Origin of the sequence: Pantoea sp. DY-17 (assembly GCF_019795975.1) — a bacterium.
GTDB lineage: Bacteria > Pseudomonadota > Gammaproteobacteria > Enterobacterales > Enterobacteriaceae > Pantoea > Pantoea leporis.
In genome coordinates this window covers 770,712-792,400 of the sequence record NZ_JAIMIG010000001.1, presented here as the reverse complement: position 1 = coordinate 792,400, position 21,689 = coordinate 770,712, and the positions used below count along the sequence as shown (strand labels likewise).

The window sequence follows — 21,689 nt, the reverse complement described above, 5'->3', positions numbered from 1 at the left end:
CTATGAACACACAAACAACCCAGAGTGAATCCCTCACCGCGCCTCCCGCGGCACCAGGGAAAAAAAAGAACCGCCTGATAATGTTGTGCCTGCCAATTATTGTGGCTGTGCTGTTGCTGCTGGTACCGACTCCTGCGGGGTTGGAACCTTACGCCTGGCACTTCTTCGCCATTTTTGTCGGGGTTATTGTGGGACTGATTTTCGAGCCGCTGCCGGGTGCCGTTATCGGGTTAACCGGCGTGGTGGTGATTGCGCTGTTCAGCCAGTGGGTGCTGTTTAGCCCGGCAGAACTGGCGGATCCCAAGTTCAAAACCGCGGCGCAGTCGTTCAAATGGGCGGTGAGTGGCTTCGGCAACTCCACGGTCTGGCTGATCTTCGGTGCCTTCATGTTCGCCGCAGGCTACGATAAAACCCAGTTCGGTCGCCGCCTGGCGCTGATTCTGGTGAAATATCTGGGCCGTCGTAGCCTGACGCTGGGTTACGCCATTACCTTCGCTGACCTGCTGCTGGCGCCGTTTACGCCATCCAACACCGCGCGTAGCGGCGGTACCATCTATCCCATCATTGCTAACCTGCCGCCGCTCTATGGTTCAAAGCCGAACGATCCTAGCGCACGTAAGATTGGTTCCTACCTGATGTGGGTGGCGATCACCGCCGCTTGTATCACCAGTTCAATGTTCCTTTCTGCGCTGGCACCAAACCTGCTGGCGCTGGCGCTGGTAAAAAGCGTGGTGGGCTTTGATATCTCATGGGGCATGTGGTTCCTCGCCTTCCTGCCGCTGGGCGTGCTGCTGATTCTCACCATGCCGCTGCTGGCTTACTGGCTCTATCCGCCAGAAGTGAAAGTGAACGATGAAGTACCGCGCTGGGCCACCGCTGAGCTGGCTAAACTCGGTAAACTGAAACGTAACGAAATCCTGCTGCTGGGCTTCGTGGTTGCGGCGCTGATGATGTGGATCTTCGCCACCGCCTGGATTGAGCCCGCAATGGCCGCACTGTTAGTCATCGTGCTGATGCTGTGGACCGGCGTACTCAACTGGAATGACATCACCAGCAATAAAGCCGCCTGGAACACCTTCGCCTGGTTCGCCACGCTGGTCGCGCTGGCGGATGGTTTAGCGCGCGTTGGCTTCATCGCGTGGCTGGGTAAAGAAGGCGCAATGCTGTTGCAAGGCTATGACCCGCAGATTTCTGCCGTCGTCCTTCTGGTCGCCTTCTACCTGCTGCATTACCTGTTCGCCAGTACCACCGCGCACACCACCGCGCTGCTGCCCGCGATGCTGACCATCGCCGCATCCATTCCGGGCATCAACATGCCGGTGTTCTGCCTGATGATGTGTGTTTCTCTGGGTGTGATGGGCATTATCACCCCGTACGGCACCGGCCCAAGCCCGATTTATTACGGTAGCGGCTATCTGCCAACTAAAGATTACTGGCGCCTGGGCACCATCTTCGGCGCGCTGTTCCTGGTTCTTCTGATGGTTGTCGCCTATCCATGGATGGTGATGATGTTCTGATGATGTTGCTTCGATGTTAAAAACGGAGCCGCGCATTACCGTGAAAATGTTATGATACTCGCCAGTCAGCCCCTGCGGAGGGCTGGCGAGAGAAAATCGAATAACAAACTGCCTAATTTGTCGCCCGTCATGCTGGCGGGCCACACGAAGCTAAGTGAGCCAACATGTCGAACAAACCCTTCTATTATCAGGATCCCTTTCCTCTCGCCAAAGATGATACCGAATACTATCTGCTGAGCCGCGATTACGTCTCGGTGGCCAACTTCGATGGCGAAGAAGTCCTGAAAGTCGATCCCAAAGCGCTGACGCTGCTGGCGAAGCAGGCATTCCACGATGCTTCCTTCATGCTGCGCGCCTCGCATCAGGCGCAGGTCGCGTCCATTCTTGCCGACGATGAAGCGAGCAAGAACGACAAATACGTCGCCCTGCAGTTCCTGCGCAACTCCGAAATTGCCGCCAAAGGCGTGCTGCCAACCTGTCAGGATACTGGCACCGCCATCATCATGGGCAAAAAAGGCCAGCGTGTCTGGACCGGTGGCGGCGATGAAGCCGCGCTGTCGCAAGGCGTTTACAACACCTTTATTGAAGATAATCTGCGCTATTCACAGAATGCCGCGCTGGATATGTATAAAGAGGTGAATACCGGCACCAACCTGCCGGCGCAGATCGACCTCTACAGCGTTGATGGCGACGAATACAAATTCCTGTGCATCGCTAAAGGTGGCGGTTCCGCCAACAAAACCTATCTGTATCAGGAAACCAAAGCGCTGATTACGCCCGCCAAATTGAAGAACTACCTGATCGATAAAATGATGTCGCTGGGTACCGCGGCCTGTCCGCCGTACCATATCGCGTTTGTGATTGGCGGGACTTCAGCCGAAGCCACGCTGAAAACCGTCAAGCTGGCCTCAACCCACTATTACGATTCGCTGCCGACTGAAGGCAACGAGCATGGTCAGGCGTTCCGCGACCTTCAGCTGGAAGAAGAACTGCTGAAAGCCTCGCAGGAGCTGGGCCTCGGCGCGCAGTTCGGCGGTAAATATTTTGCGCATGATATCCGCGTGGTGCGTCTGCCGCGTCACGGCGCATCCTGCCCGGTGGGTATGGGCGTGTCATGTTCCGCAGACCGAAATATCAAGGCCAAGATCAACCGTGAAGGCATCTGGATTGAGAAGTTGGAAGACAATCCAGGCCGCTATATTCCGGAAGCGCTGCGTCAGCAGGGTGAAGGCGAAGTGGTGCATGTCGATCTCAACCAGCCGATGAGCGAAATTCTGGCGCTGCTGTCGGCTTATCCGGTCTCAACCCGCTTGTCGCTTAACGGCACCATTATCGTGGCGCGCGACATTGCGCACGCCAAGCTGAAAGAGCGCATCGATAACGGCGAAGGACTGCCGCAGTACATCAAGGACCATCCGGTCTATTACGCGGGTCCAGCGAAGACGCCAGAAGGTTATGCCTCCGGTTCACTCGGCCCAACCACTGCAGGTCGTATGGATTCCTACGTTGATCTGCTGCAGGCCAATGGCGGCAGCATGGTGATGCTGGCGAAGGGCAACCGTAGCAAACAGGTTACCGATGCGTGTCAAAAACACGGCGGCTTCTATCTGGGCAGCATCGGCGGCCCGGCTGCGGTGCTGGCACAGCAGAGTATTAAGAGTCTGGAATGCGTGGAGTATGCCGAACTCGGCATGGAAGCGATCTGGAAGATTGAAGTGGAAAACTTCCCGGCATTCATTTTAGTGGATGACAAAGGAAACGACTTCTTCCAGCAGATTCACAATAACTGTGCCGCCTGCGTGAAGTAATCTGCGCATCGCACCACAAAAAAGCCGTTATCTTGTGATAGCGGCTTTTTTATTGCGATATTTCTGACGAATTGATCATCGAATGAGGCAAAACAGAAAAGTTAAAAACGGAATTGGCTCTCCAGTTGACGCAATGTTTCCATACGTTGTGCCGTGGCGATTTCACGCGCTTTTACTTCCAGCAGCAGGTCAGCATCGTTCTGACCAATCACATACACCGCCTGACGCCCAGGCAGGTTAACGGTAATAATATTTTGCTCCACACCGTCCAGCATCTCATCATGCTGTTCCAGGTAGTTATACAACGTGTTCATGAAATCTCCTTGAAAATAGGTGGGCTATTCTGCCCAATCGCCTCCTTTAAACACACAAGACCTGGCTTAAAGATGCCACCTTGATCAGAAAATTCTGGCGAAGTGAATATCCTGCAGCGGCAAGATGACGAAGAGATGAAAAGGCAGCGAGATTGCCCCGCCGCCATATTCAATCAGAAGAAACCCAGCGGTTGCGTGCTGTAGCTCACCAGCAGGTTTTTCGTTTGCTGATAATGATCGAGCATCATTTTGTGGGTTTCGCGACCAATACCCGATTTCTTATAGCCGCCAAACGCCGCGTGCGCCGGATAGAGGTGATAACAGTTAGTCCACACGCGACCGGCTTTGATGGCCCGGCCCATGCGATAGGCGCGATTGATGTCGCGCGTCCAGACGCCCGCGCCCAGTCCGTAAATCGAATCATTGGCGATTGCCAGCGCTTCCGCTTCATCTTTAAAGGTCAGCACACCAACCACCGGGCCAAATATCTCCTCCTGGAACACGCGCATGCTGTTATCGCCTTTCAACAGCGTCGGCTGAATGTAGTAGCCGCTGGCAAACTCTTCGCCCACTTTCTCTACGCCGCCGCCGTGCAGCACCTGCGCGCCCTCTTGCTGCGCAATTTCCAGATAAGAGAGGATTTTGTCGAACTGCTGCTGCGACGCCTGCGCGCCAATCATGGTTTCGGTATCCAGCGGATCGCCTCGTTTAATGGTTTTGATGCGCTTCATCACCGCCGCCATAAACGGCTCAAAGATCGATTCCTGCACCAGCGCGCGCGACGGACAGGTACAAACTTCACCCTGATTAAGGAAGCCCAGCACCACGCCTTCTGCCGCTTTCTCAATGAAACTCTCTTCAGCATCCATGATGTCTTCGAAGAAGATGTTCGGCGACTTGCCGCCCAGTTCAACGGTGGACGGGATCAGGCTTTTCGCCGCCAGCTCCAGAATATGGCCGCCAGTGGCAGTGGATCCGGTGAAGGCGATTTTGGCGATGCCCGGATGGGATGCCAGCGCTTCGCCTGCCTCTTTACCGTAGCCGTGTACCACGTTGATCACACCCGGCGGCAGCAGATCTTTGATCACGTCCATAAACAGCGTAATCGACAGCGGCGTTTGCTCGGCCGGTTTCAACACCACGCAGTTACCTGCGCCGAGCGCCGGCGCCAGTTTCCATGCCGCCATCAGCAGCGGGAAGTTCCACGGAATGATTTGCCCGACCACGCCCAGCGGTTCGTGGAAGTGATAGGCGGCGGTGAACTCATCGATTTCAGCGGCGGTGCCTTCCTGCGCACGCACGCAGCCAGCGAAATAGCGGAAGTGATCGACCGCCAGCGGCAGATCCGCCGCCAGCGTTTCGCGTACCGGCTTACCGTTATCCCAGGTTTCGTTGACCGCGATATATTCCAGATTCTCTTCCAGCCGATCGGCAATTTTCAGCAGCATCAGCGAGCGTGCCTGCGGCGAGGTTTTGCCCCACGCATCGGCAGCGGCCTGGGCGGCAGCCACGGCGTTATCGATATCGGCGCGGTCCGAACGGGGAAATTCGCCAATGGTAGAAGCATTGATCGGTGAAGTGTTGACGAAGTAGTTACCGTTCACCGGCGCAACAAATTCGCCGTTGATAAAGTTGCCATAACGCGATTGCAGAGTAATGAGAGAACCTTGTTCTCCCGGAGCAGCATAACGCATGGTGTTTCTCCTTGCGGGACAGAGTGGCGATTAACAACTATGAAACCTGTTATTAACATTGGGCGATCCACGCCAGCCTGTCAGATCGTAAAAGGGGAAACTGTGACCGCACCGAAGGAAATGTGGCGTGCGTAGGCCGCTACAGATAATTCCGAGTTTACCCGCTTATGCCGTAAAAAGCGGAACATGGGCGAAATATGTGGTCAATATGAAGCAGGATACTAACCAGGAGAAACAGATGTTGGCTTCAGCCCTGACGTTAATGCGTGCCAAAGCGAACTTTGTTCAGCAATTTATCCGCAACCCGCGCAAAATGGGCAGCATCACGCCCTCTTCAGCCGCGCTATGCCGCACCATGTGCGATGCGGTGAACTGGGATAACAGCCTGCGTATCGCCGAACTGGGTGCCGGTGATGGCGTGCTCACGCGTCACGTGCTGGCGCGCATGTCACCGCAAGCACAGCTTGATGTGTTTGAAATCAGCCCGGAACTGGTGAAAAGCCTGCGTGGATTGCCTGATGCGCGCATGCAGGTACGCGCCTGTTCGGCGGAATATCTCGCCGGGGAATATGATGTGATTTTTTCTGGCCTGCCGCTGCTGTCATTACCGCCCGCCACGCGCGATAACATCCTCAGTGCGGTGCATGATGCGCTGGGTCCACGCGGCGTATTCGTGCAGTTTCAATACACCTCGTTCACCCAGCCAAATTTGTCACGCTACTTCACCTGGGAACGCCAGCGGGTGCTGAAAAATATGCCACCCGCGTGGGTTTATCGCTGCACGCGCAACTACGCGCCCTGAGCCTGCGCGCGCGGCTGCGGCCGCGTTTGTAGCCAGAAGCTGCGCAACAGTTCGCGCGACCAATCTTCGCCTGAAAGAACCGTGTCATCGTCACTGACGCCCGCCGATAAACAGGCGGTCATAATCTCGCGGGTAAATTCCGGATGGAACTGCACCGACAGCGCCTGCGGTGAATAACGCAAAATCTGACAACCATCCTGCGCCGAGCTCGCCAGCACCTGCGCATGCTGCGGCGGCGTTAACACCGATTGCCGATGTGACAACCACGCCTGAAACTCGCCCGGTAGATCGGCCAGCCAGGGATCGTTGTGCCCCTGCGCATTGCGCGTCAGCGGTTTCAGTCCACGCTCCCAGCCCTGCGGGTTATCACCCACTTTGCCACCCAGCGCATACGCCATCAGTTGATGCCCGTAACAGACGCCCAGCAGCGGCAGCTGCGCCTCCAGCGCGCCACGAATCCAGGCGGCGGTGCGTTCGCTCCAGTCAGCGTGATCGGTGACCATCGCCCAGGAACCGCTGAGGATCGCGCCACTGACGCAGTCAAAGGCCGGTAAATCATCGCCCAGATGCGGACGCACAATCACATAGTCATCGGGCTGCAGTTGCAGCGCGTCGATAAACCAGCGGGGTTGTTCACCAATTTGCGCCACAACCTGCGGCGGCGGGACTTCGAGTTGAATCAGAGCAAGAGGTAAAGCGCGGGTGTGTGTCATGCCGAATACGGTCCTCGTTATGGTCGCCTTTCGGACATCCACTTTGACAGTAAATCAGCGACATGTCTTATTTTTTTCCTGCATAAGCTAATGCTTAAGCGAAAAAAATTTCGCCAGACATGCCCGAAGTGCGCACCTTCATGCCATCATTAGCCGGTGATCATCTTTGTACAGCGTGAAGGAAGACCTCGTGGCAGTGCGGCATTTTTTAATGGTTCTGATGGTGGTTTCCATTTGGGCTTTCAACAACGTGGCGGTGAAGTGGGGATTACTGGAACTTCCGCCGCTGTTTCTCACCTGGATGCGCTTTGTGGTGGTAGCGATTGTGCTAGTGCCATTCTGCCGCATTACGCGCGCGCAACTGCCGTGGCTGCTGACGCTGGCGTTCACCTTCGGTTTTATGCACTTCTCGCTGCTGTTTGTCGGCATGCGCTACACCGATGCCGGCACCGGCGCCATCGTGGTTCAGCTCGGTACGCCGATTGCCATGCTGCTGGCGATGGTGATTCTCAAGGAGAAATTGCGGCTGGTGCAGCTGTTTGGTATCGCCATTTCGCTGAGCGGCGTGGCGGTGCTGTCGGGCAGCCCGACCATTCCGGCCTGGTGGGTGCTCTGTATTCTGTTGTGCAGCGCGTTTGGCTGGGCGATCAGCAATATGATTGTGAAAAAATCGCCGCCGATACAACCGCTGACGCTCACCGGCTGGATCTCCTTCCTTGCGGTGCCGATTGTCGGTGCCGCTTCGTGGCTGACCGAATCCCATCAGTTTTACGCGCTGAGCCACGCGGGCTGGCGCGGCTGGTTTGGCATTCTGTATAGCGCACTCGCCTCGTCGATTGTCGCCTATACGCTGTGGTACGCGCTGCTGAAGAAATACAACGTCAACCTGATCATGCCCTATTCGCTGCTGACGCCGGTGCTGGCGGTGTTGATGGGCGTTTTCGTCTTGGGTGACAGCATGAACAGCTTTAAGATCCTCGGTGCGTCACTGGTGGTGCTGGGCACCGCGATTGCGGTAATCAACCTGCGTAACCTGCGGATGCACGCGCGTTTCCCGCGCTTGCGCCGCCGTTAATGCGCTCTGCTATGCTTGAGTCTCGCGCGTTTTCCGGAGACTCAACATGGATTCTCAACGTGCTGCCGCACTGTGGCAGCAAATGTGGCAGGGATTGCGAGGCGCAGACCCGCTTCCCTCACCGACTTTTCTCCAGCCCGACACTTTTTCCTCTGCCTTTGCCGTCAGCGAATTAGCGGCCACCAGCATCGGCCTCGCCAGCCAGGCGCTAAGCGATCTGCTCGGCCAATCCGCGCCGGTCAGCGTTAATGTCCGTCTCGCCTCGCGCTGGTTTCAGCACAGCCTGATCCCGCTCAATCGACCGCCTGCTGCGCTGTGGGATGAATTCGCCGGTGATTACGCCAGCGCCGACGGCTGGATCCGCCTGCACACCAACGCGGCTCATCATCGTGCGGCGATGGAGCGCGTGCTCGGCCAGCATGCCGATCGTGCCGCGCTGGCCGATGCGGTGGCCCTCTGGCCCGCCGCCACGCTGGAGCAGGCGGTGATTGATGCCGGCGGCTGCGCCGCGCAGATGCGCAGCGAAGCGCAATGGCTGCAGCATCCGCAAGGCAGCGCCGTGCAGCAGGAAGCGCTGATTGCCCAACAGGCCACCGACGCCGCCCCGCCGCCCGCCTGGTCACTGTCGCCCGCGCGGCCGCTGCTCGGCGTGCGTGTACTGGATCTCACACGCATCATTGCCGGACCGGTGGCGACACGTTATCTCGCCAGCCTCGGCGCGCAGGTGCTGCGCATCGATCCGCCCGACTGGCACGAACCCACGCTGGAAGAGGAGATCACCTGCGGCAAACGCTGTGCGCGGCTTGATATCAAATCCCGCGCCGGGCGCGAGCAGCTGCGCCAGCTGTTGCAGCACAGCGATGTGCTGGTACACGGTTATCGCGCTGATGCGCTGGAAAAACTCGGGCTGGATGCCGATACGCGCCGCCAACTCGCGCCGGGCCTGGTGGATGTCAGCCTCAATGCGTGGGGCTGGAGCGGGCCGTGGCGCAACCGGCGCGGCTTCGACAGTCTGGTACAGATGGGCTGCGGCATCGCCGAACAAGGCATGCGCTGGAGCGGCAATAATCAACCGACGCCGCTGCCGGTGCAGGCGCTCGATCACGCCACCGGTTATCTGATGGCCGCCGCGGTGCTGGAAGGTTTGCGTCAGCGCTTGACCAACGGCGTTGGCTGGCAGGCGCGCTTATCGCTGGCACGCACCGCGCGGCTGTTGCAGCAGTTCGGTGCCGCGCCGCAGAATGCGCAAAACGGTATACACGCGCAGCACGATGACGCGCTGAGCGCGATAGAGATCAATCAGTGGGGAATTGCAGAGAGATTGCGTGCCGCAGCGTATTTGCCCGGCACGCCAATGATCTGCGCAACGCCAGGCGTGAAGCTCGGCAGCAGCGCAGCAAGCTGGTAACGCTTACGCCTCGTCGCCCTGCTCTTCGTTCAGTTCGTCGTACATCGCCTGCATCGCCTCACGGCTCAGCACCGCCAGCGTGCGGTAAAATGCCGTGGTGGCATGCGCTTCCACTTTGCCGAGGAACGCGCCGCACCACGGCAGCAGATACTCATCAAACAGCGCCAGCTGCGCGGCAGATTCATCCTCTGCCGACTGATCTTCCAGCCAGGATGCCGCCAGCAGCAGCACGCCAAAGTGATCGGCAGGCGCTTCGCTCAGCGGCATGCCGCGCGCGCTGAGAAACGCACGCACGTCTGCTTCAGCAACACCGTTTGGCCACTGTGATGCGTACGGCGGCACGCTGCACTCGCTGCCGACAAACAGCGCATTGTAGTCAGCGGCCAGCGCCTGCGGATCGCTATTCTGCTGCAGGCGCGTCAACAGTTCGTCCTGCTCCAGCGGCCACTGCTGTTGCAGTTTACCTTCACGCAGCAGAGTGAACAGCGGCACCAGCAGCGGATCCTGCGGCTGGCGATTAAACAGCGAGCCGATGACGCGGCAGAGTATGGAAAACTCATTCATGCAACAGAATTCCTTGAGGTAAAAAAGTTAAAAATCAGCAAATTCGGGAATCGTTTTGCCGGTTCGCAACGCGAGAAAGTCGAGCAGGCGACGCGGCGTGACATTTAACACGCGATCTTCGGGAAAATCCACTTCGCTGGTGATGCGCAGGCAGTGTTCGAAATTGCCCAGCGTAAACGCGGTATGCGAATCGGAGCCAAACGCCAGACGTCCACCGGCATCGCGCACCGCTTCGGCAATGGCGCGACAGTTCGGTTCGCTACCCGGACGCGAATGGGTAAAGGAGGAGTTGTTGATCTCCAGCGCCACATCGTAATGCGCGGCGGCTTCGGCAATTGCGCGAATATCCACCGGGAACTTCGGGTTGCCCGGATGCGAAATGATATGCACCAAACCGCCCGCCATCGCCGCAATCATCGCTTCAGTGTGATGTGCTTTATCACGCGGCGCATAAACCGGTTCGTGGAAGCCCGCGACGATCAGGTCCAGCGCATCCAGCATCGGGCCGCTGCAATCGATCTCGCCCTGCTGATTTTTGATGTTGGCTTCGATACCGCGCAGCACGCCAACGCCATCAATCACGCGCGGCCAAATGCGCATGTTGACGAAATGCCAATAGTGCGGCGCATCGGCCATATCCGGGCCGTGATCGGTAATCGCGAACAGCTTCAGGCCGTTCTGTTTCGCCTGCGCCACATAATCATGCAGCGTGCTGTAAGCGTGCGTGCTGGCAACGGTGTGCATATGTAAATCAACGGGATACATCTTCATCTCCTGACCCAATGGGAATTAATAACCGCGCTGGCGATCGACCAAACCACCCGGCTGTTGACCTTGCTCCAGAGCAAGTATGGCATCCGCAATGTAATCCATCGCCTCTCCTGGCAAGGTAATCGCCGCAGTATGTGGCGTGATTGTGACATGCGGATGAGACCACAACGGATGATCCTGCGGCAGCGGCTCGCGCTGGAACACATCCAGCGCGGCGGCGGCCAGCTGACCGCTGTTGAGCGCCGCCAGCAGATCGGCTTCTACCACATGCGCACCGCGCGCCAGGTTGAGGAAGCAGGCGCCGTGCGGCAATGCGTTAAGCAGTTGGCTATCAATCAGGTTGGTGGTTTCCGGCGTGGTCGGCAGCAGATCGATCAGCACCTGCGTGCCCGCCAGGAAAGCATTGAGCTGTTCGCGGCCATGGAAGCTTTGCACACCGTCGATCTGCTTCGGCGAACGGCTCCAGCTGCGTAACGGAAAGCCCCACTGACGCAAACTCTCCAGCACGCTACGGCCTAATACGCCCGCGCCGAGCACGCCAATGGTGAAGTTTTCGCGATCGAAACCGTCCAGCTCCTGCCAGCAAGCCTGCTGCTGCAGTTGACGATAGTCGGCAAAACGGCGGAACCAGCCCAGCACACACCAGTTGGCGTACTCCTGCATCTGGCGCGCCATGCCGGTATCTTCCAGGCGGAATAACGGCACGGTGTCGGCCAGCATCTGTGGATTGTCACGCAGCTGTTTGAGGATTTCGTCGACGCCCGCGCCCATGGCAAATACGCCTTTCAGCTGACGCCCCGCCAGCATCTCGACCGGCGGAGAACGCACCACCGCATAATCGGCCGGCGCGTTGTCGCCCGGCTGCCAGTCACGCACGGGCGCCTCCGGTAAACGCTGACGCAAACCTTCCAGCCAGCCTTGCGGCGCCAGCGACGGGTGATACCAGATTATCTCCATACGACTCTCCTTTTTTTGCTTCAGCCTCAGGCAAATAGCCGTACAGGGCAAGCAAAAACCTTAGCCTTGAGGCAATTTCTCACGTGATTAATTCCGGGCGCTTCACATTTCCACCGCTGTGCGAGGCTAAGCGGCGCGATTACGACTAAAGTTGTTCGGGTGGTCAATGCGTTAGCACACCACCTTTTCGGACAAGGAGAAAAACCGATGATAAAAAATGCCGTATTCACGCCCGCGCGTCTGACCTTTTTACTTAGCGCCGCGTTGCTGGCCGGTGCCAGCGCCGCACACGCCGACGATCAAAGCCGCATGCTCAGCAACCAACCGCAGCCACCGGATGTGCGCCTGGGACCGTTGTTCAATGCGGTACAGCAGGCTAAATTTTATCCGGATCAGAAAACCTTCGCCGATGCGGTGCCGAAATCCAATCCCTCGTCGATTCTGGCCGACTGGCAGATGCAAAAAAACCAGCGCAACTTCGATCTCAAGCATTTTGTCGACAGCAACTTCACGCTGCCTAAAGAGGGTGACAAATATGTGCCGCCCGCCGGGCAAAGCCTGCGTGAGCACATCAACGGTTTATGGCCGGTGCTGACGCGTACCGCGCAAAGTGCCAGTCAGTACGATTCGCTGCTGCCGCTGCCCAAACCTTACGTGGTGCCTGGCGGACGCTTCCGCGAAGTGTATTACTGGGACAGCTACTTCACCATGCTTGGCCTGGCGGAGAGCGGGCACTGGGATCGCGTGCAGGATATGGTGGATAACTTCGCCACCGAGCTGGACAAATATGGCCATATTCCCAACGGCAACCGCAGCTACTATCTCAGCCGCTCGCAGCCGCCGTTCTTCAGCTTGATGGTTGACCTGCTGGCAACGCACAAAGGCGACGACGTCTATCGCCAATACCTGCCGCAGCTGCAGAAAGAGTACGATTACTGGATGGCGGACAGCGACAAAGTGGCGGCTGGCCAGGCCAGCAAACGTGTGATCAAACTCAGCGACGGCACGCTGCTTAACCGTTACTGGGACGATCGCGATGCGCCGCGTACCGAATCCTGGCTGGATGACGTCAACACCGCGAATAAAGCGCCGGAGCGCAATAAGCAGCAGGTCTATCGCGATCTGCGTGCGGGCGCGGCTTCGGGCTGGGATTTCAGTTCGCGCTGGTTCACCGATGCGCACAATCTGGCGTCCATCCGTACCACGCAGCTGGCACCGGTTGATCTTAACAGCCTGATTTTCCACCTCGAACAGACATTGTCTAAAGCCGCCAAACTGGATAAGCAGGATGACAAAGCCAAACAGTTCGCGGCGGATGCTGAGAAACGTCAGGCGGCGATCAATCGCTACCTTTGGGATGACAAAAAAGGCTGGTACGCCGATTACGATTTCCAGAAGAAGCAGGTGCATTCACAGCTGACCGCTGCGACGCTATTCCCGCTCTATATGCAGCTCGCGAGCGATAAGCAAGCTGAACGCACCGCTTCCGCAGTTGAAAAACAGCTGCTGAAACCCGGCGGACTGGTGACCACCACGGTGAATAACGGCCAGCAATGGGATGCGCCAAACGGCTGGGCGCCGCTGCAATGGGTGGCGGTAGAAGGTCTGGAGCACTACAAGCAGCCGAAGTTGGCGCAGCAAATTGGTCAGCGCTTCCTGCAGAACGTGCAGGCGACCTACGACAAGGAACATAAGCTGGTCGAGAAATACGTGGTTGAAGGCGCGCAGCTGGGCGGCGGTGGCGGCGGTGAATATCCGCTGCAGGACGGCTTCGGCTGGACCAATGGCGTGACGCTGAAGCTGCTGGATAAGTACTGCCCGAAAGACAAAACCTGTAATAACGCTGGCGATATCCCGAATATGCCGGTTTTAAGTAGCGCGAAGTAATTACCTCTATTCTGCCGGGCGAAGTAGCCCGGCAACCGCACATTACTGTAGCGGCGCAATTTATTGCGCGACCCGAACCTGAGTATGGTTTCGCCAGTGCAATGCGCGATAAATCGCGCCGCTACGGCTCGTGCCTGTCATCTGTGCATTTTCCTCACATTCCTCTAGCAACAAACTCACATCTTGAAACATCCGCGACAAAAGATAATAATTCTCAATCTGATATCGATAGCTATTCCCATTAAAATAACAGGAACCTCTCATGACCTCGTTGTTTACCCTTAAACGTGGCTGCGTACTGTGCGCGCTTGCGCTGGCTTTACCCGCGGCAAGCTTCGCTGAAGAGTCGATTGTCGTGACAGCGCAACCGCAAGAGAGCGCCACCTCGCCGACGCAGGGCTATCTCGCCACGCGCAGCAGCGGTGCCAGCAAAAGCGATCAGCCGCTGATTACTACCCCGCAGTCGATCTCGGTAGTCACGCGTCAGCAGATGGAAGATCAGGGCGCGCAGGATCTCAATCAGGCGCTGGGTTACACGCCGGGCGTCTTCACCAACTTTGGCGGCGCGGCCACGCGTTATGACACCATCGCGCTGCGTGGTTTCCACGGCGGCGATGTCGATAACACCTTCCTCGATGGCCTGCGCGTGATGAGTGACGGCGGCAGCTTCAACATCCTGCAGGTGGATAACTGGTTCCTCGACCGCATCGATGTGATTAAAGGTCCCTCCTCGGCGCTCTACGGCCAAACGGTGCCGGGCGGATTGGTGAATATGGTGAGCAAGCGCCCGCAGTTTGCTGAAGAGGGCCACTTCCGCCTGGCGACCGGCACCAACGCCACCAATAACGCCGCCTTTGATTACACCAACGCCATCAACGATCAGTGGGCATTTCGCGTAACCGGCATTACGCGCAACAGCGATACCCAATACGATCACACCCGCGAAGAGAAATATGCGATTTCGCCACAGCTGATGTGGCAGCCAAGTGAAGATACCAACTTAGTGCTGCGCGCCTACCTGCAGAAAGATCCGTCCGGCGGCTATCACGGCTCGGTACCGGCGGAAGGCACGCTCTACAGCCATAATGGCCGCAAATTGAGTGACAGTTTCTATGAAGGTGACACTGCGCTCGATCAGTTCAAACGTCGCGAACAGATTTACAGCTATGACTTCTCGCATCGCTTCAACGATGTGTGGTCGGTGTACTCCACCGGCAGCTACAGCCACTCCAATACCGAGCTCGATCAGGTTTATCAGATTGGCTGGAACGCAACGAATCCAGACCTGCTGAACCGCTACTACTCCGGTGAGCGTTCATCGCTGAGCGCGTGGGCCAACGACAACCGCTTGCAGGCTGATTTCGCTACCGGCGCGGTTCAGCATCGCGTGACGCTGGGCGCGGAATACCATCGCTATAAAAACGACATCACCGAAGCCAGCGGTGCCGCCAGCGCGCTGAATGCGTGGAACGGCGAAGAAGTGGGCATCATGCCGGACTTCGACTGGACATCGCAGACACGCCGCTACTATCAAACCGGTTTGTATCTGCAGGATGAGTTGCAGCTCGATCGCTGGCATCTGGATTTGTCGGGACGCTACGATCGCATCGTGTCGGAAAACGGCACCAGCCGTCGTCAGGACGATCACATCAGCGGCCGCGCTGCGCTGCTATATGCCTTCGAGAACGGCATCTCGCCTTATGTCAGCTGGAGCCAGGCAATAACGCCGGCTTCGTTAACCGATCCTTTCGGCAATCAGCTAAAACCGACTACGTCAGAGCAGTATGAAGCGGGCGTGAAATATCAGCGGCTGGGCACGCGCGATATGTACTCAATCGCGGTGTACGATTTGACCCAGGACGATGTCGCCAACCGTAACGTGCTGGACGGAACTTACACGCCGTCGGGCAAAGTGCATTCGCAGGGCATTGAACTTGAGGCGCGTAATCAGCTGACGTCGCGTTTTAGCACCATCGCCGGCTACACGCTAAATCATCTGCGCTTTAAAGATTCGGTGGACGGTAACGATGGCCATACGCCGTATGTCACGCCGAACAGCATGGCATCGTTGTGGGGACATTATCAGTTTGACTACGGCTTGAGCGCCGGTGCGGGTGTACGCTATATCGGTAAACAGTGGGCGGATAACGAGAACACCACGCGTCTGCCATCGGTAACGCTGTTTGATGCGTCGGTTCGCGCCGATCTTGGCGCATGGAACTCACAGCTGAAAGGCGCCTGGCTGCAGGTGAATGCCAACAACCTGACCGATAAGACGTATCTGGCCGCCTGTTACGGCACCGGTTATTGCTATCGCGGTGCCGAGCGCACGGTCATGGCCACGGTGGGCTACGACTTTTAATCAGGCATAAAAAAAATCCGCCACCCTTTGCGGGATGGCGGATTTCATCAAATCCTCGCGCGATTAACTTCGCACTTTACGGTAGATCCACAGCACCACAATGGCACCAATCACTGCCACCACGAAGCTGCCAAAGTTGAAACCGTCAACTTTACCGAAACCAAACAGGGTACTGATCCAGCCACCGACAACCGCACCCACCACACCCAGAACCACGGTGATGATAAAGCCGCCGCCATCTTTACCCGGCATAATCCACTTAGCGATAATCCCGGCAATCAGACCAAAAATAATCCATGAAAGAATACCCATGTACTGCTCCTTACGTTATTAATCAATGTGTTCACCGCCTCTAGTATAGACGGGATTTTATGATCTGCATCCCAACTTGCCGCAGTAAATAGCCGTTAGCTGACTAAAGGTTAGCGCAGCGACGCCGATAACTGACGAACAGCATTGTCAGTCGTGAAAATAACAATCGGATAAGTGGAGCAGGACGTGGGAGAAGCCGATAAAGAACAATACCTCAAGCGAGGCACGTTAGCGGTTTTGGGCGTGATGAAGGACCTGTTGCGTTTTCAAACCCTGTTGATGGTGAATTTTTCGCGCGGTCAGTTTATCAGTCGCTTGCTGTCAGCCGATGAAGATCAGGTGATCTTTGACCTCGGCAGCAACGCGCTGGATAACGATTTAGCGCTGCAAGGTGGCGAAGTGAATATTGCCGCCGAAACGCACGGTGCCAAAGTCGAATTTGGCTTAACCGGTTTACAGCGGGTTGAATTCGAAGGCTTACCCGCTTTTGCTGCGTCGCTGCCGGAACTGGTGTGGCAGATTCAACGTCGTGAATTCTTTCGCGTCAATGCGCCGCTGGAACCGGTTTTTTATTGCCACAGCCAGTGGCCTGATGGGCGTACCGCGCGTTTCCGCCTGCAGGATCTGTCACTGGGCGGCGTCGGCGTGCTGCTGGACGAAGCGTTACCGGAAGGCCTCAATCGCGGCGATACCTTTAAAAATCTGCGCGTGGATTTAGCTGAGTATGGTCACTTTGAGGTGACAGCACAGCTGCTGCACGTTGGTGAACGCACCGTAGTGACCAGCAAGAATGAAACCCGCGCCACACCGCGCCTCAGCTTCCGCTTTACCGCCATCGAACCGATTCAGGAACGCCAGCTACAGCAGGTGATTTTTGCGCTGGAACGTCTGGCGCGTGATAAAGCCAACCGTTTCCAGTAGCGCTGGACGTTTATCACCGTACAACATCGTAGCGGCACAATTTATTGCGCTATTTGGCATGAGATACACGTCTAAAAAGCGCGATAAATCGCGCCGCTACGAAGCGTGCGCGATTTATATAACGATAATCAATGCGGCTGATAACGGCAACGCGCCACCGCATCCAGCCAGCCGTGATAATTCTCCTGCATGCTTTTCGCCTGATCCTCACGCGGCGTAATCACGCTACCGCCCTGTAACGCCTGCATCTCACTGCCCTGCTGCCACCAGCCTAAGGTGCGACCCGCTAATAGCGCGGCGCCCAGCGCAGAAACTTCTGCCGTCGGCACGCGTTTCAGTGGCCGCTGCAATACATCGGCCTGCATCTGCATCAACCAGCTATTTTCCGTGGCGCTGCCATCCACGCACAGCGCAGGAAGTTGCACGCCACTGGCCTGCTCCATGGCAAAAAACACATCGGCGATCTGGAAGGTGATCGACTCCAGCGCCACGCGCGCCAGCACCTCCGGCGTAGCCGCATCGGTCAAGCCACATACCATGCCGCGCGCTTTCAAATCCCACCAGGGCGCGCCAAGACCGGAAAGCGCCGGCACAAAATAGATGCCCTGATTGTGTTCGCTGCGCTGCGCCAGCGCAGTGAGTTCTCGCGGATCATGAATGCCAAGCATGCGGCCCAGCCACGCCGCGCCGGAACCGGTGTGGGTAATGTTGCCTTCAAAGGCATAGCGCAGCGTGCCGTCGTGCCACGCCACCGTGGTGCTGAGGCCATTTTCCGTCAGCAACGGCGTCGCCATCGACATCATCAGTGATGAACCGGTGCCGTAAGTGGCTTTCACCACCTCTTCGCTGCCGTTGCGCTGCGCTTGCAGCGCAGCGTGCGAATCGCCGATGCGTGACAAAATCGGCGTGCCGGGCGCTAAACCGGGAATATCGTTGCGTGTCACCACGCCTTGCGCGCTGGCCGAGGGCACAATCTGCGGCAGCGCCGCGCGGGGACTATGGAACAGCGCCAGCAATTCATCATCCCAGTCGCCGCTGTGCAGGTTGTAGAGTTGGGTGCGTGCCGCATTGGCATGATCGGTGACGAAGCTTTCGCCGCCGCTCAGCTGCCAGCTCAGCCAGCTATCCACGGTGCCGATACAGAGTTCACCGGCCTGCGCGCGCGCGAATCCATTCGGCAACGCAGCAAGCATGCCGGTAAGTTTACCGGCCGGGAACATCGGATCGACCGCCAACCCGGTGAGTCCGGTGATGCGCGGGGCTTTACCCGCCACGCGCAGATCGCGGCAAAACGCCTCCGAGCGGCGATCCTGCCAGCTGACGAGCGGCGTCAGCGGCTGACCGTTATGTCGCTGCCAGATCAGCACCGATTCGCGCTGGTTACTGATCGCCACCGCCGCAACCTGCGCCCCCGCACACTGCGCCAGACAAGCGCTCACCGCCTGTTTCACCGCCTGCCATATCGCCAGCGGATCCTGCTCCGCCAGACCCGGCTGCGGATGTTCCAGCGTCAGCGGCTGACTGCCGCGCGCCACCACATTGCCGGCACGATCGACCGCAATCGCTTTCGCGTTGGTGGTGCCTTCATCAATTGCCAGTATCAACGAACCTGCCATCTTTACGCTCCTGCACAGATGCGCGCTGCACTCTTCACTACGCTGGCGGCATCAATGCCATGTCGGGCACGGGTTGAGGCGCGATCGCCGGCAATCGCGTATTCGCCGTCGGGGATGCCCAAACGCAGCAGCGGGATGCCACAGCCGCCTTCCGCCAGCACTTCCGCCACCAGGCTGCCGACGCCGCCGTTGACGTTGTGTTCTTCCACGGTAATGACCGCTGGATAGTGATTTAACAGCTCGCGCAGCTGTTGGGTATCACAAGGTCGAATCGATGGAATGCTGATCACACCTGCTGTAATGCCTTGCTCATGCAGTTGCTCGGCGGCGTGAACCACCTCGTGAACCGTCGAGCCCATCGCCACCAGCACAATGTCATGACCTTCACGTAACACGTCGATTTGGCCAGGCCGGAATTGGTAATTTTCATCGTGCAACTGCGGCAGATCTTTACCGTCCAGACGGATGTACACCGGCCCGACATGCGCCAGCGCATACTCAATAATCTGGCGGCACTCCAGCGGGCAGGATGGCGCATAAATTTCGATGTTGCCGAAGCCGCGCATCACTGCAATGTCGTCGATGCTGTGATGGGTGCTGGCCAGCGGGCCGTAGCTGGCACCGGCATTCAGGCCAAACAGTTTAACGTTGGTGTTGTTGTAGCAGACGTCGACTTTAACCTGCTCATTGGCGCGGGAAACCAGGAACGGCGCGGCGTTGCAGGTTACGGCCACTTTGCCGCCAATCGCCAGACCGGCGGCGGTGCCCACCAGCGTTTGCTCCGCGATACCCACGTTGATCAGGCGATCGGGAAATGCTTTGATAAAGGGCGCAATTTTGGCGGTTGAGGTGGAATCGGCCACCACCGGCACTAAATCGACACCGCGATTAACCGCATCAATAAATGCCTCAACCATTACCGTCGCCAGGTGTTTTGCATTACTCATCTTTTAATTCCTCCAGTGCCAACGCAATCTCTTCCCCTTTCGGCACACGGTGATGCCACTCCGGTTTGCCCTGAATAAAGGAGATGCCGAAGCCTTTTTCGGTATGCGCCACAATCACCTGCGGCTTGCCGCTGTTGCGTGGCAGGTTTTCGATGGCGTCCACTACCGCCGCCATGTCATTGCCGTTGCACTCGCTCACATCCAGACCAAAGGCGCGCCATTTTTCCGGCAGCGGATCGGTATTCATGATGTCGCGCGTATGCCCCGCCAGCTGCAGCTTGTTCTTGTCATTGATTATCACCAGGTTATCGAGGCCGTAATGCGCCGCCACCAGCGCCGCTTCCCAGTTGCTGCCTTCCGCCAGCTCACCGTCCCCGGTGACGACAAAAATGCGTCGGTCACTGTTATCTTTCTTCGCCGCCAGCGCAATGCCGACCGCCACCGGTAAACCGTGACCCAGCGCGCCGGTGTTCAGCTCAACGCCCGGCGTTTTTTGACGCACCGGATGGCCCGGCAGATGCGAATCGGAATGCTGATAAGTCGGCAGCCATTCGGTGGGGAAATAACCGGCTTCTGCCAGCACGCAGTAATAACCGCCCACCGCATGGCCTTTTGACTGAATATAGATGTCGCGCTGCGGATCGTTGGTGCGATCTGGCGCGCAGTTCAGGATGCGTAAATAGAGCGCGGTAAGGATCTCAACCTGTGAGAGATCGGCACCGGTGTGACCGCCCGCCGGGCTGCCCGCATTAAGCTGGATGATGCGGCGGCGCACAGCGCGCGCTTTCGCTGCCAGATCCGCTACCGAGTATTTGAAAGGATTCATAGACACCTCTGAATTTTAAAGCATGGATGAATATTTATTCGTGATGAAGAAAAAAAGGTGCAGACAATCAGCGCCTGCACCCAACCGATTAACTTTTTGCCGGGCTACCGCCCTCCTCAATCAGCGCTTTCTGCGCCACCACCGCCGCTTTCTGCTGCATGCGGCTCTGCATTTGGTCGATGATCACCGCCACGATAATCACGATGCCTTTGATCACCATTTGCCAGAACTCGCTCACACCCATCATGATTAAACCGTCGGCGAGGAAGCCGATCACAAAGGCACCAATCAGCGTGCCAAGAATGGTGCCGCGTCCACCCGCCAGCGAGGTACCGCCCAGCACCACTGCGGCAATCGCGTTCATTTCAAAGGAGGTTCCGTTCGCCGGATGGCTGGCCACCAACTGCGACGAGACCACGATGCCAGCAATTGCCGCGCAGAAACCGGAGATGGCATAGACCCAGATTTTCACCGACTTCACTTTCACGCCCGAGAGTTCAGCGGCGCGTTCGTTATCGCCAATCGCGTAAACCTGACGGCCAAACGGCAGGCGGCGCGCCACGTAGGCAATCACCAGCGCCAGCAGCACCATCATCCAGATGGCCCACGGCAAACCAAGGAAATAGCCAGCGCCAATCTTGTCGAATCCGGTATTCCCCAGCATTTCATTGCCCTGCAAACCGGGGAAGGTTTCGCCGCCCGAGGTGAGCATCGCCGTGCCGCGCAGGATGTACATGGTGCCGAGCGTGCAGATGAACGGAGCCACGTTATAGCGGGTAATGATCCAGCCATTGACCGCGCCAATCAGCCCGCCAATCAGCAATACAATCGGCACGATTAGCCATACGCTGGGGAAGATAGCGATGCCAAACATCGGCAACACAATGCCTTTGGTAATCAGCCAGCCGGCGATCATGCCGCACAGGCCGAGCGTAGCGCCGATAGAGAGATCGATGCCCGCCGTGATAATGACAAACGTGATGCCGAGCGCGAGAAAGGCGTTAATGGCGATGTGTTTCACCATGATCACCATGCTGCCCACCGCGAGGAAATCGGGCACCGTGATAGCGAAGAAGCCGACAATGAGAAACAGCGCAATAAAGGTGCGCAGTTTGAGCAGCAGCAAAATCAGGCTTTCGCGTGAGTTGAATGCTTTGACAGGCGATGCGAGCGCGAGCGCGCCATTGTTTTTCAT

General features: G+C 57.6%; 19 protein-coding genes. 8 read left to right on the top strand and 11 right to left on the bottom strand.

Annotation, left to right across the window (positions count from 1 at the left end):
* The first annotated feature begins 2 nt into the window (after window positions 1-2).
* Both K5Y33_RS03835 and fumA read left to right on the top strand, forming a co-directional pair.
* A complete protein-coding gene (locus tag K5Y33_RS03835) occupies window positions 3-1,517 on the top strand; it encodes an anion permease (protein ID WP_101760771.1) in 1,515 nt (504 codons plus the stop codon).
* A gap of 164 nt (window positions 1,518-1,681) precedes the next feature.
* Complete coding sequence (gene fumA / locus K5Y33_RS03830; RefSeq protein WP_222233284.1) at window positions 1,682-3,325, top strand: class I fumarate hydratase FumA; 1,644 nt, start codon at window positions 1,682-1,684, stop codon at window positions 3,323-3,325.
* 101 nt (window positions 3,326-3,426) lie between these two features.
* On the opposite strand, the gene K5Y33_RS03825 is transcribed toward fumA, so the two are convergent.
* Together K5Y33_RS03825 and K5Y33_RS03820 are read right to left on the bottom strand one after the other, a co-directional pair.
* Entirely contained in the window at window positions 3,427-3,639 is a 213-nt protein-coding gene (locus K5Y33_RS03825) for a hypothetical protein (protein ID WP_110865967.1), read from the bottom strand.
* Window positions 3,640-3,812: 173 nt separating this feature from the next.
* On the bottom strand, window positions 3,813-5,333 hold the full coding sequence (locus K5Y33_RS03820) for an aldehyde dehydrogenase family protein (RefSeq protein WP_222233283.1): 1,521 nt from the start codon (window positions 5,331-5,333) through the stop codon (window positions 3,813-3,815).
* Window positions 5,334-5,571: 238 nt separating this feature from the next.
* On the opposite strand from K5Y33_RS03820, the gene K5Y33_RS03815 reads away from it, so the two are divergent.
* Window positions 5,572-6,135: a class I SAM-dependent methyltransferase gene (locus K5Y33_RS03815; protein WP_110865965.1), complete on the top strand. Its 564-nt coding sequence runs from the start codon at window positions 5,572-5,574 to the stop codon at window positions 6,133-6,135.
* Here K5Y33_RS03815 and K5Y33_RS03810 read toward each other — a convergent pair.
* Window positions 6,123-6,848, bottom strand: a complete 726-nt coding sequence (locus K5Y33_RS03810) for a glutamine amidotransferase (protein ID WP_222233282.1) — start codon at window positions 6,846-6,848, stop codon at window positions 6,123-6,125. The genes K5Y33_RS03815 and K5Y33_RS03810 overlap by 13 nt on opposite strands.
* A gap of 190 nt (window positions 6,849-7,038) precedes the next feature.
* Here K5Y33_RS03810 and K5Y33_RS03805 point away from each other — a divergent pair, with 190 nt between their 5' ends.
* Window positions 7,039-7,923: a DMT family transporter gene (locus K5Y33_RS03805; protein ID WP_101760776.1), complete on the top strand. Its 885-nt coding sequence runs from the start codon at window positions 7,039-7,041 to the stop codon at window positions 7,921-7,923.
* Between the two features lie 46 nt (window positions 7,924-7,969).
* Window positions 7,970-9,331 carry a CoA transferase gene (locus tag K5Y33_RS03800; protein ID WP_222233281.1) on the top strand — a complete coding sequence of 454 codons (1,362 nt, stop codon included), beginning with the start codon at window positions 7,970-7,972 and terminating at the stop codon, window positions 9,329-9,331.
* 3 nt (window positions 9,332-9,334) lie between these two features.
* Here the strand turns inward: K5Y33_RS03800 and K5Y33_RS03795 are convergent, their stop codons facing one another.
* Genes K5Y33_RS03795 through ghrA form a run of 3 tightly spaced genes read right to left on the bottom strand, consistent with a single transcriptional unit; the run spans window position 9,335 to window position 11,623 of the window.
* On the bottom strand, window positions 9,335-9,895 hold the full coding sequence (locus K5Y33_RS03795) for a molecular chaperone (protein WP_192234231.1): 561 nt from the start codon (window positions 9,893-9,895) through the stop codon (window positions 9,335-9,337).
* Between the two features lie 27 nt (window positions 9,896-9,922).
* The gene (locus tag K5Y33_RS03790) at window positions 9,923-10,660 is read right to left on the bottom strand and encodes a phosphatase (RefSeq protein WP_137385589.1); all 738 of its coding nucleotides are present in this window, start codon (window positions 10,658-10,660) and stop codon (window positions 9,923-9,925) included.
* 24 nt (window positions 10,661-10,684) lie between these two features.
* The gene (gene ghrA, locus K5Y33_RS03785) at window positions 10,685-11,623 is read right to left on the bottom strand and encodes a glyoxylate/hydroxypyruvate reductase GhrA (RefSeq protein WP_222233280.1); all 939 of its coding nucleotides are present in this window, start codon (window positions 11,621-11,623) and stop codon (window positions 10,685-10,687) included.
* A gap of 207 nt (window positions 11,624-11,830) precedes the next feature.
* Here ghrA and treA point away from each other — a divergent pair, with 207 nt between their 5' ends.
* Both treA and K5Y33_RS03775 read left to right on the top strand, forming a co-directional pair.
* Window positions 11,831-13,510, top strand: a complete 1,680-nt coding sequence (gene treA, locus K5Y33_RS03780; RefSeq protein WP_101760781.1) for an alpha,alpha-trehalase TreA — start codon at window positions 11,831-11,833, stop codon at window positions 13,508-13,510.
* 262 nt (window positions 13,511-13,772) lie between these two features.
* Window positions 13,773-15,872, top strand: a complete 2,100-nt coding sequence (locus K5Y33_RS03775) for a TonB-dependent siderophore receptor (protein WP_222233279.1) — start codon at window positions 13,773-13,775, stop codon at window positions 15,870-15,872.
* Window positions 15,873-15,935: 63 nt separating this feature from the next.
* Here K5Y33_RS03775 and K5Y33_RS03770 read toward each other — a convergent pair whose 3' ends face one another.
* Complete coding sequence (locus tag K5Y33_RS03770) at window positions 15,936-16,184, bottom strand: GlsB/YeaQ/YmgE family stress response membrane protein (protein ID WP_008102737.1); 249 nt, start codon at window positions 16,182-16,184, stop codon at window positions 15,936-15,938.
* Between the two features lie 186 nt (window positions 16,185-16,370).
* On the opposite strand from K5Y33_RS03770, the gene K5Y33_RS03765 reads away from it, so the two are divergent.
* The gene (locus K5Y33_RS03765) at window positions 16,371-17,105 is read left to right on the top strand and encodes a flagellar brake protein (RefSeq protein ID WP_222233278.1); all 735 of its coding nucleotides are present in this window, start codon (window positions 16,371-16,373) and stop codon (window positions 17,103-17,105) included.
* Window positions 17,106-17,233: 128 nt separating this feature from the next.
* Here the strand turns inward: K5Y33_RS03765 and K5Y33_RS03760 are convergent, their stop codons facing one another.
* The 4 genes from K5Y33_RS03760 to K5Y33_RS03745 all read right to left on the bottom strand — a co-directional run bounded on the left by K5Y33_RS03760 (window position 17,234) and on the right by K5Y33_RS03745 (window position 21,689).
* Window positions 17,234-18,721, bottom strand: a complete 1,488-nt coding sequence (locus tag K5Y33_RS03760) for an FGGY family carbohydrate kinase (protein WP_222233277.1) — start codon at window positions 18,719-18,721, stop codon at window positions 17,234-17,236.
* 2 nt (window positions 18,722-18,723) lie between these two features.
* Window positions 18,724-19,668, bottom strand: a complete 945-nt coding sequence (locus tag K5Y33_RS03755; protein ID WP_101760785.1) for a transketolase family protein — start codon at window positions 19,666-19,668, stop codon at window positions 18,724-18,726.
* Complete coding sequence (locus K5Y33_RS03750) at window positions 19,661-20,494, bottom strand: transketolase (RefSeq protein ID WP_222233276.1); 834 nt, start codon at window positions 20,492-20,494, stop codon at window positions 19,661-19,663. Before K5Y33_RS03750 ends, K5Y33_RS03755 begins: the two co-directional genes overlap by 8 nt.
* A gap of 88 nt (window positions 20,495-20,582) precedes the next feature.
* On the bottom strand, window positions 20,583-21,689 hold the full coding sequence (locus K5Y33_RS03745; protein WP_101760787.1) for an ABC transporter permease: 1,107 nt from the start codon (window positions 21,687-21,689) through the stop codon (window positions 20,583-20,585).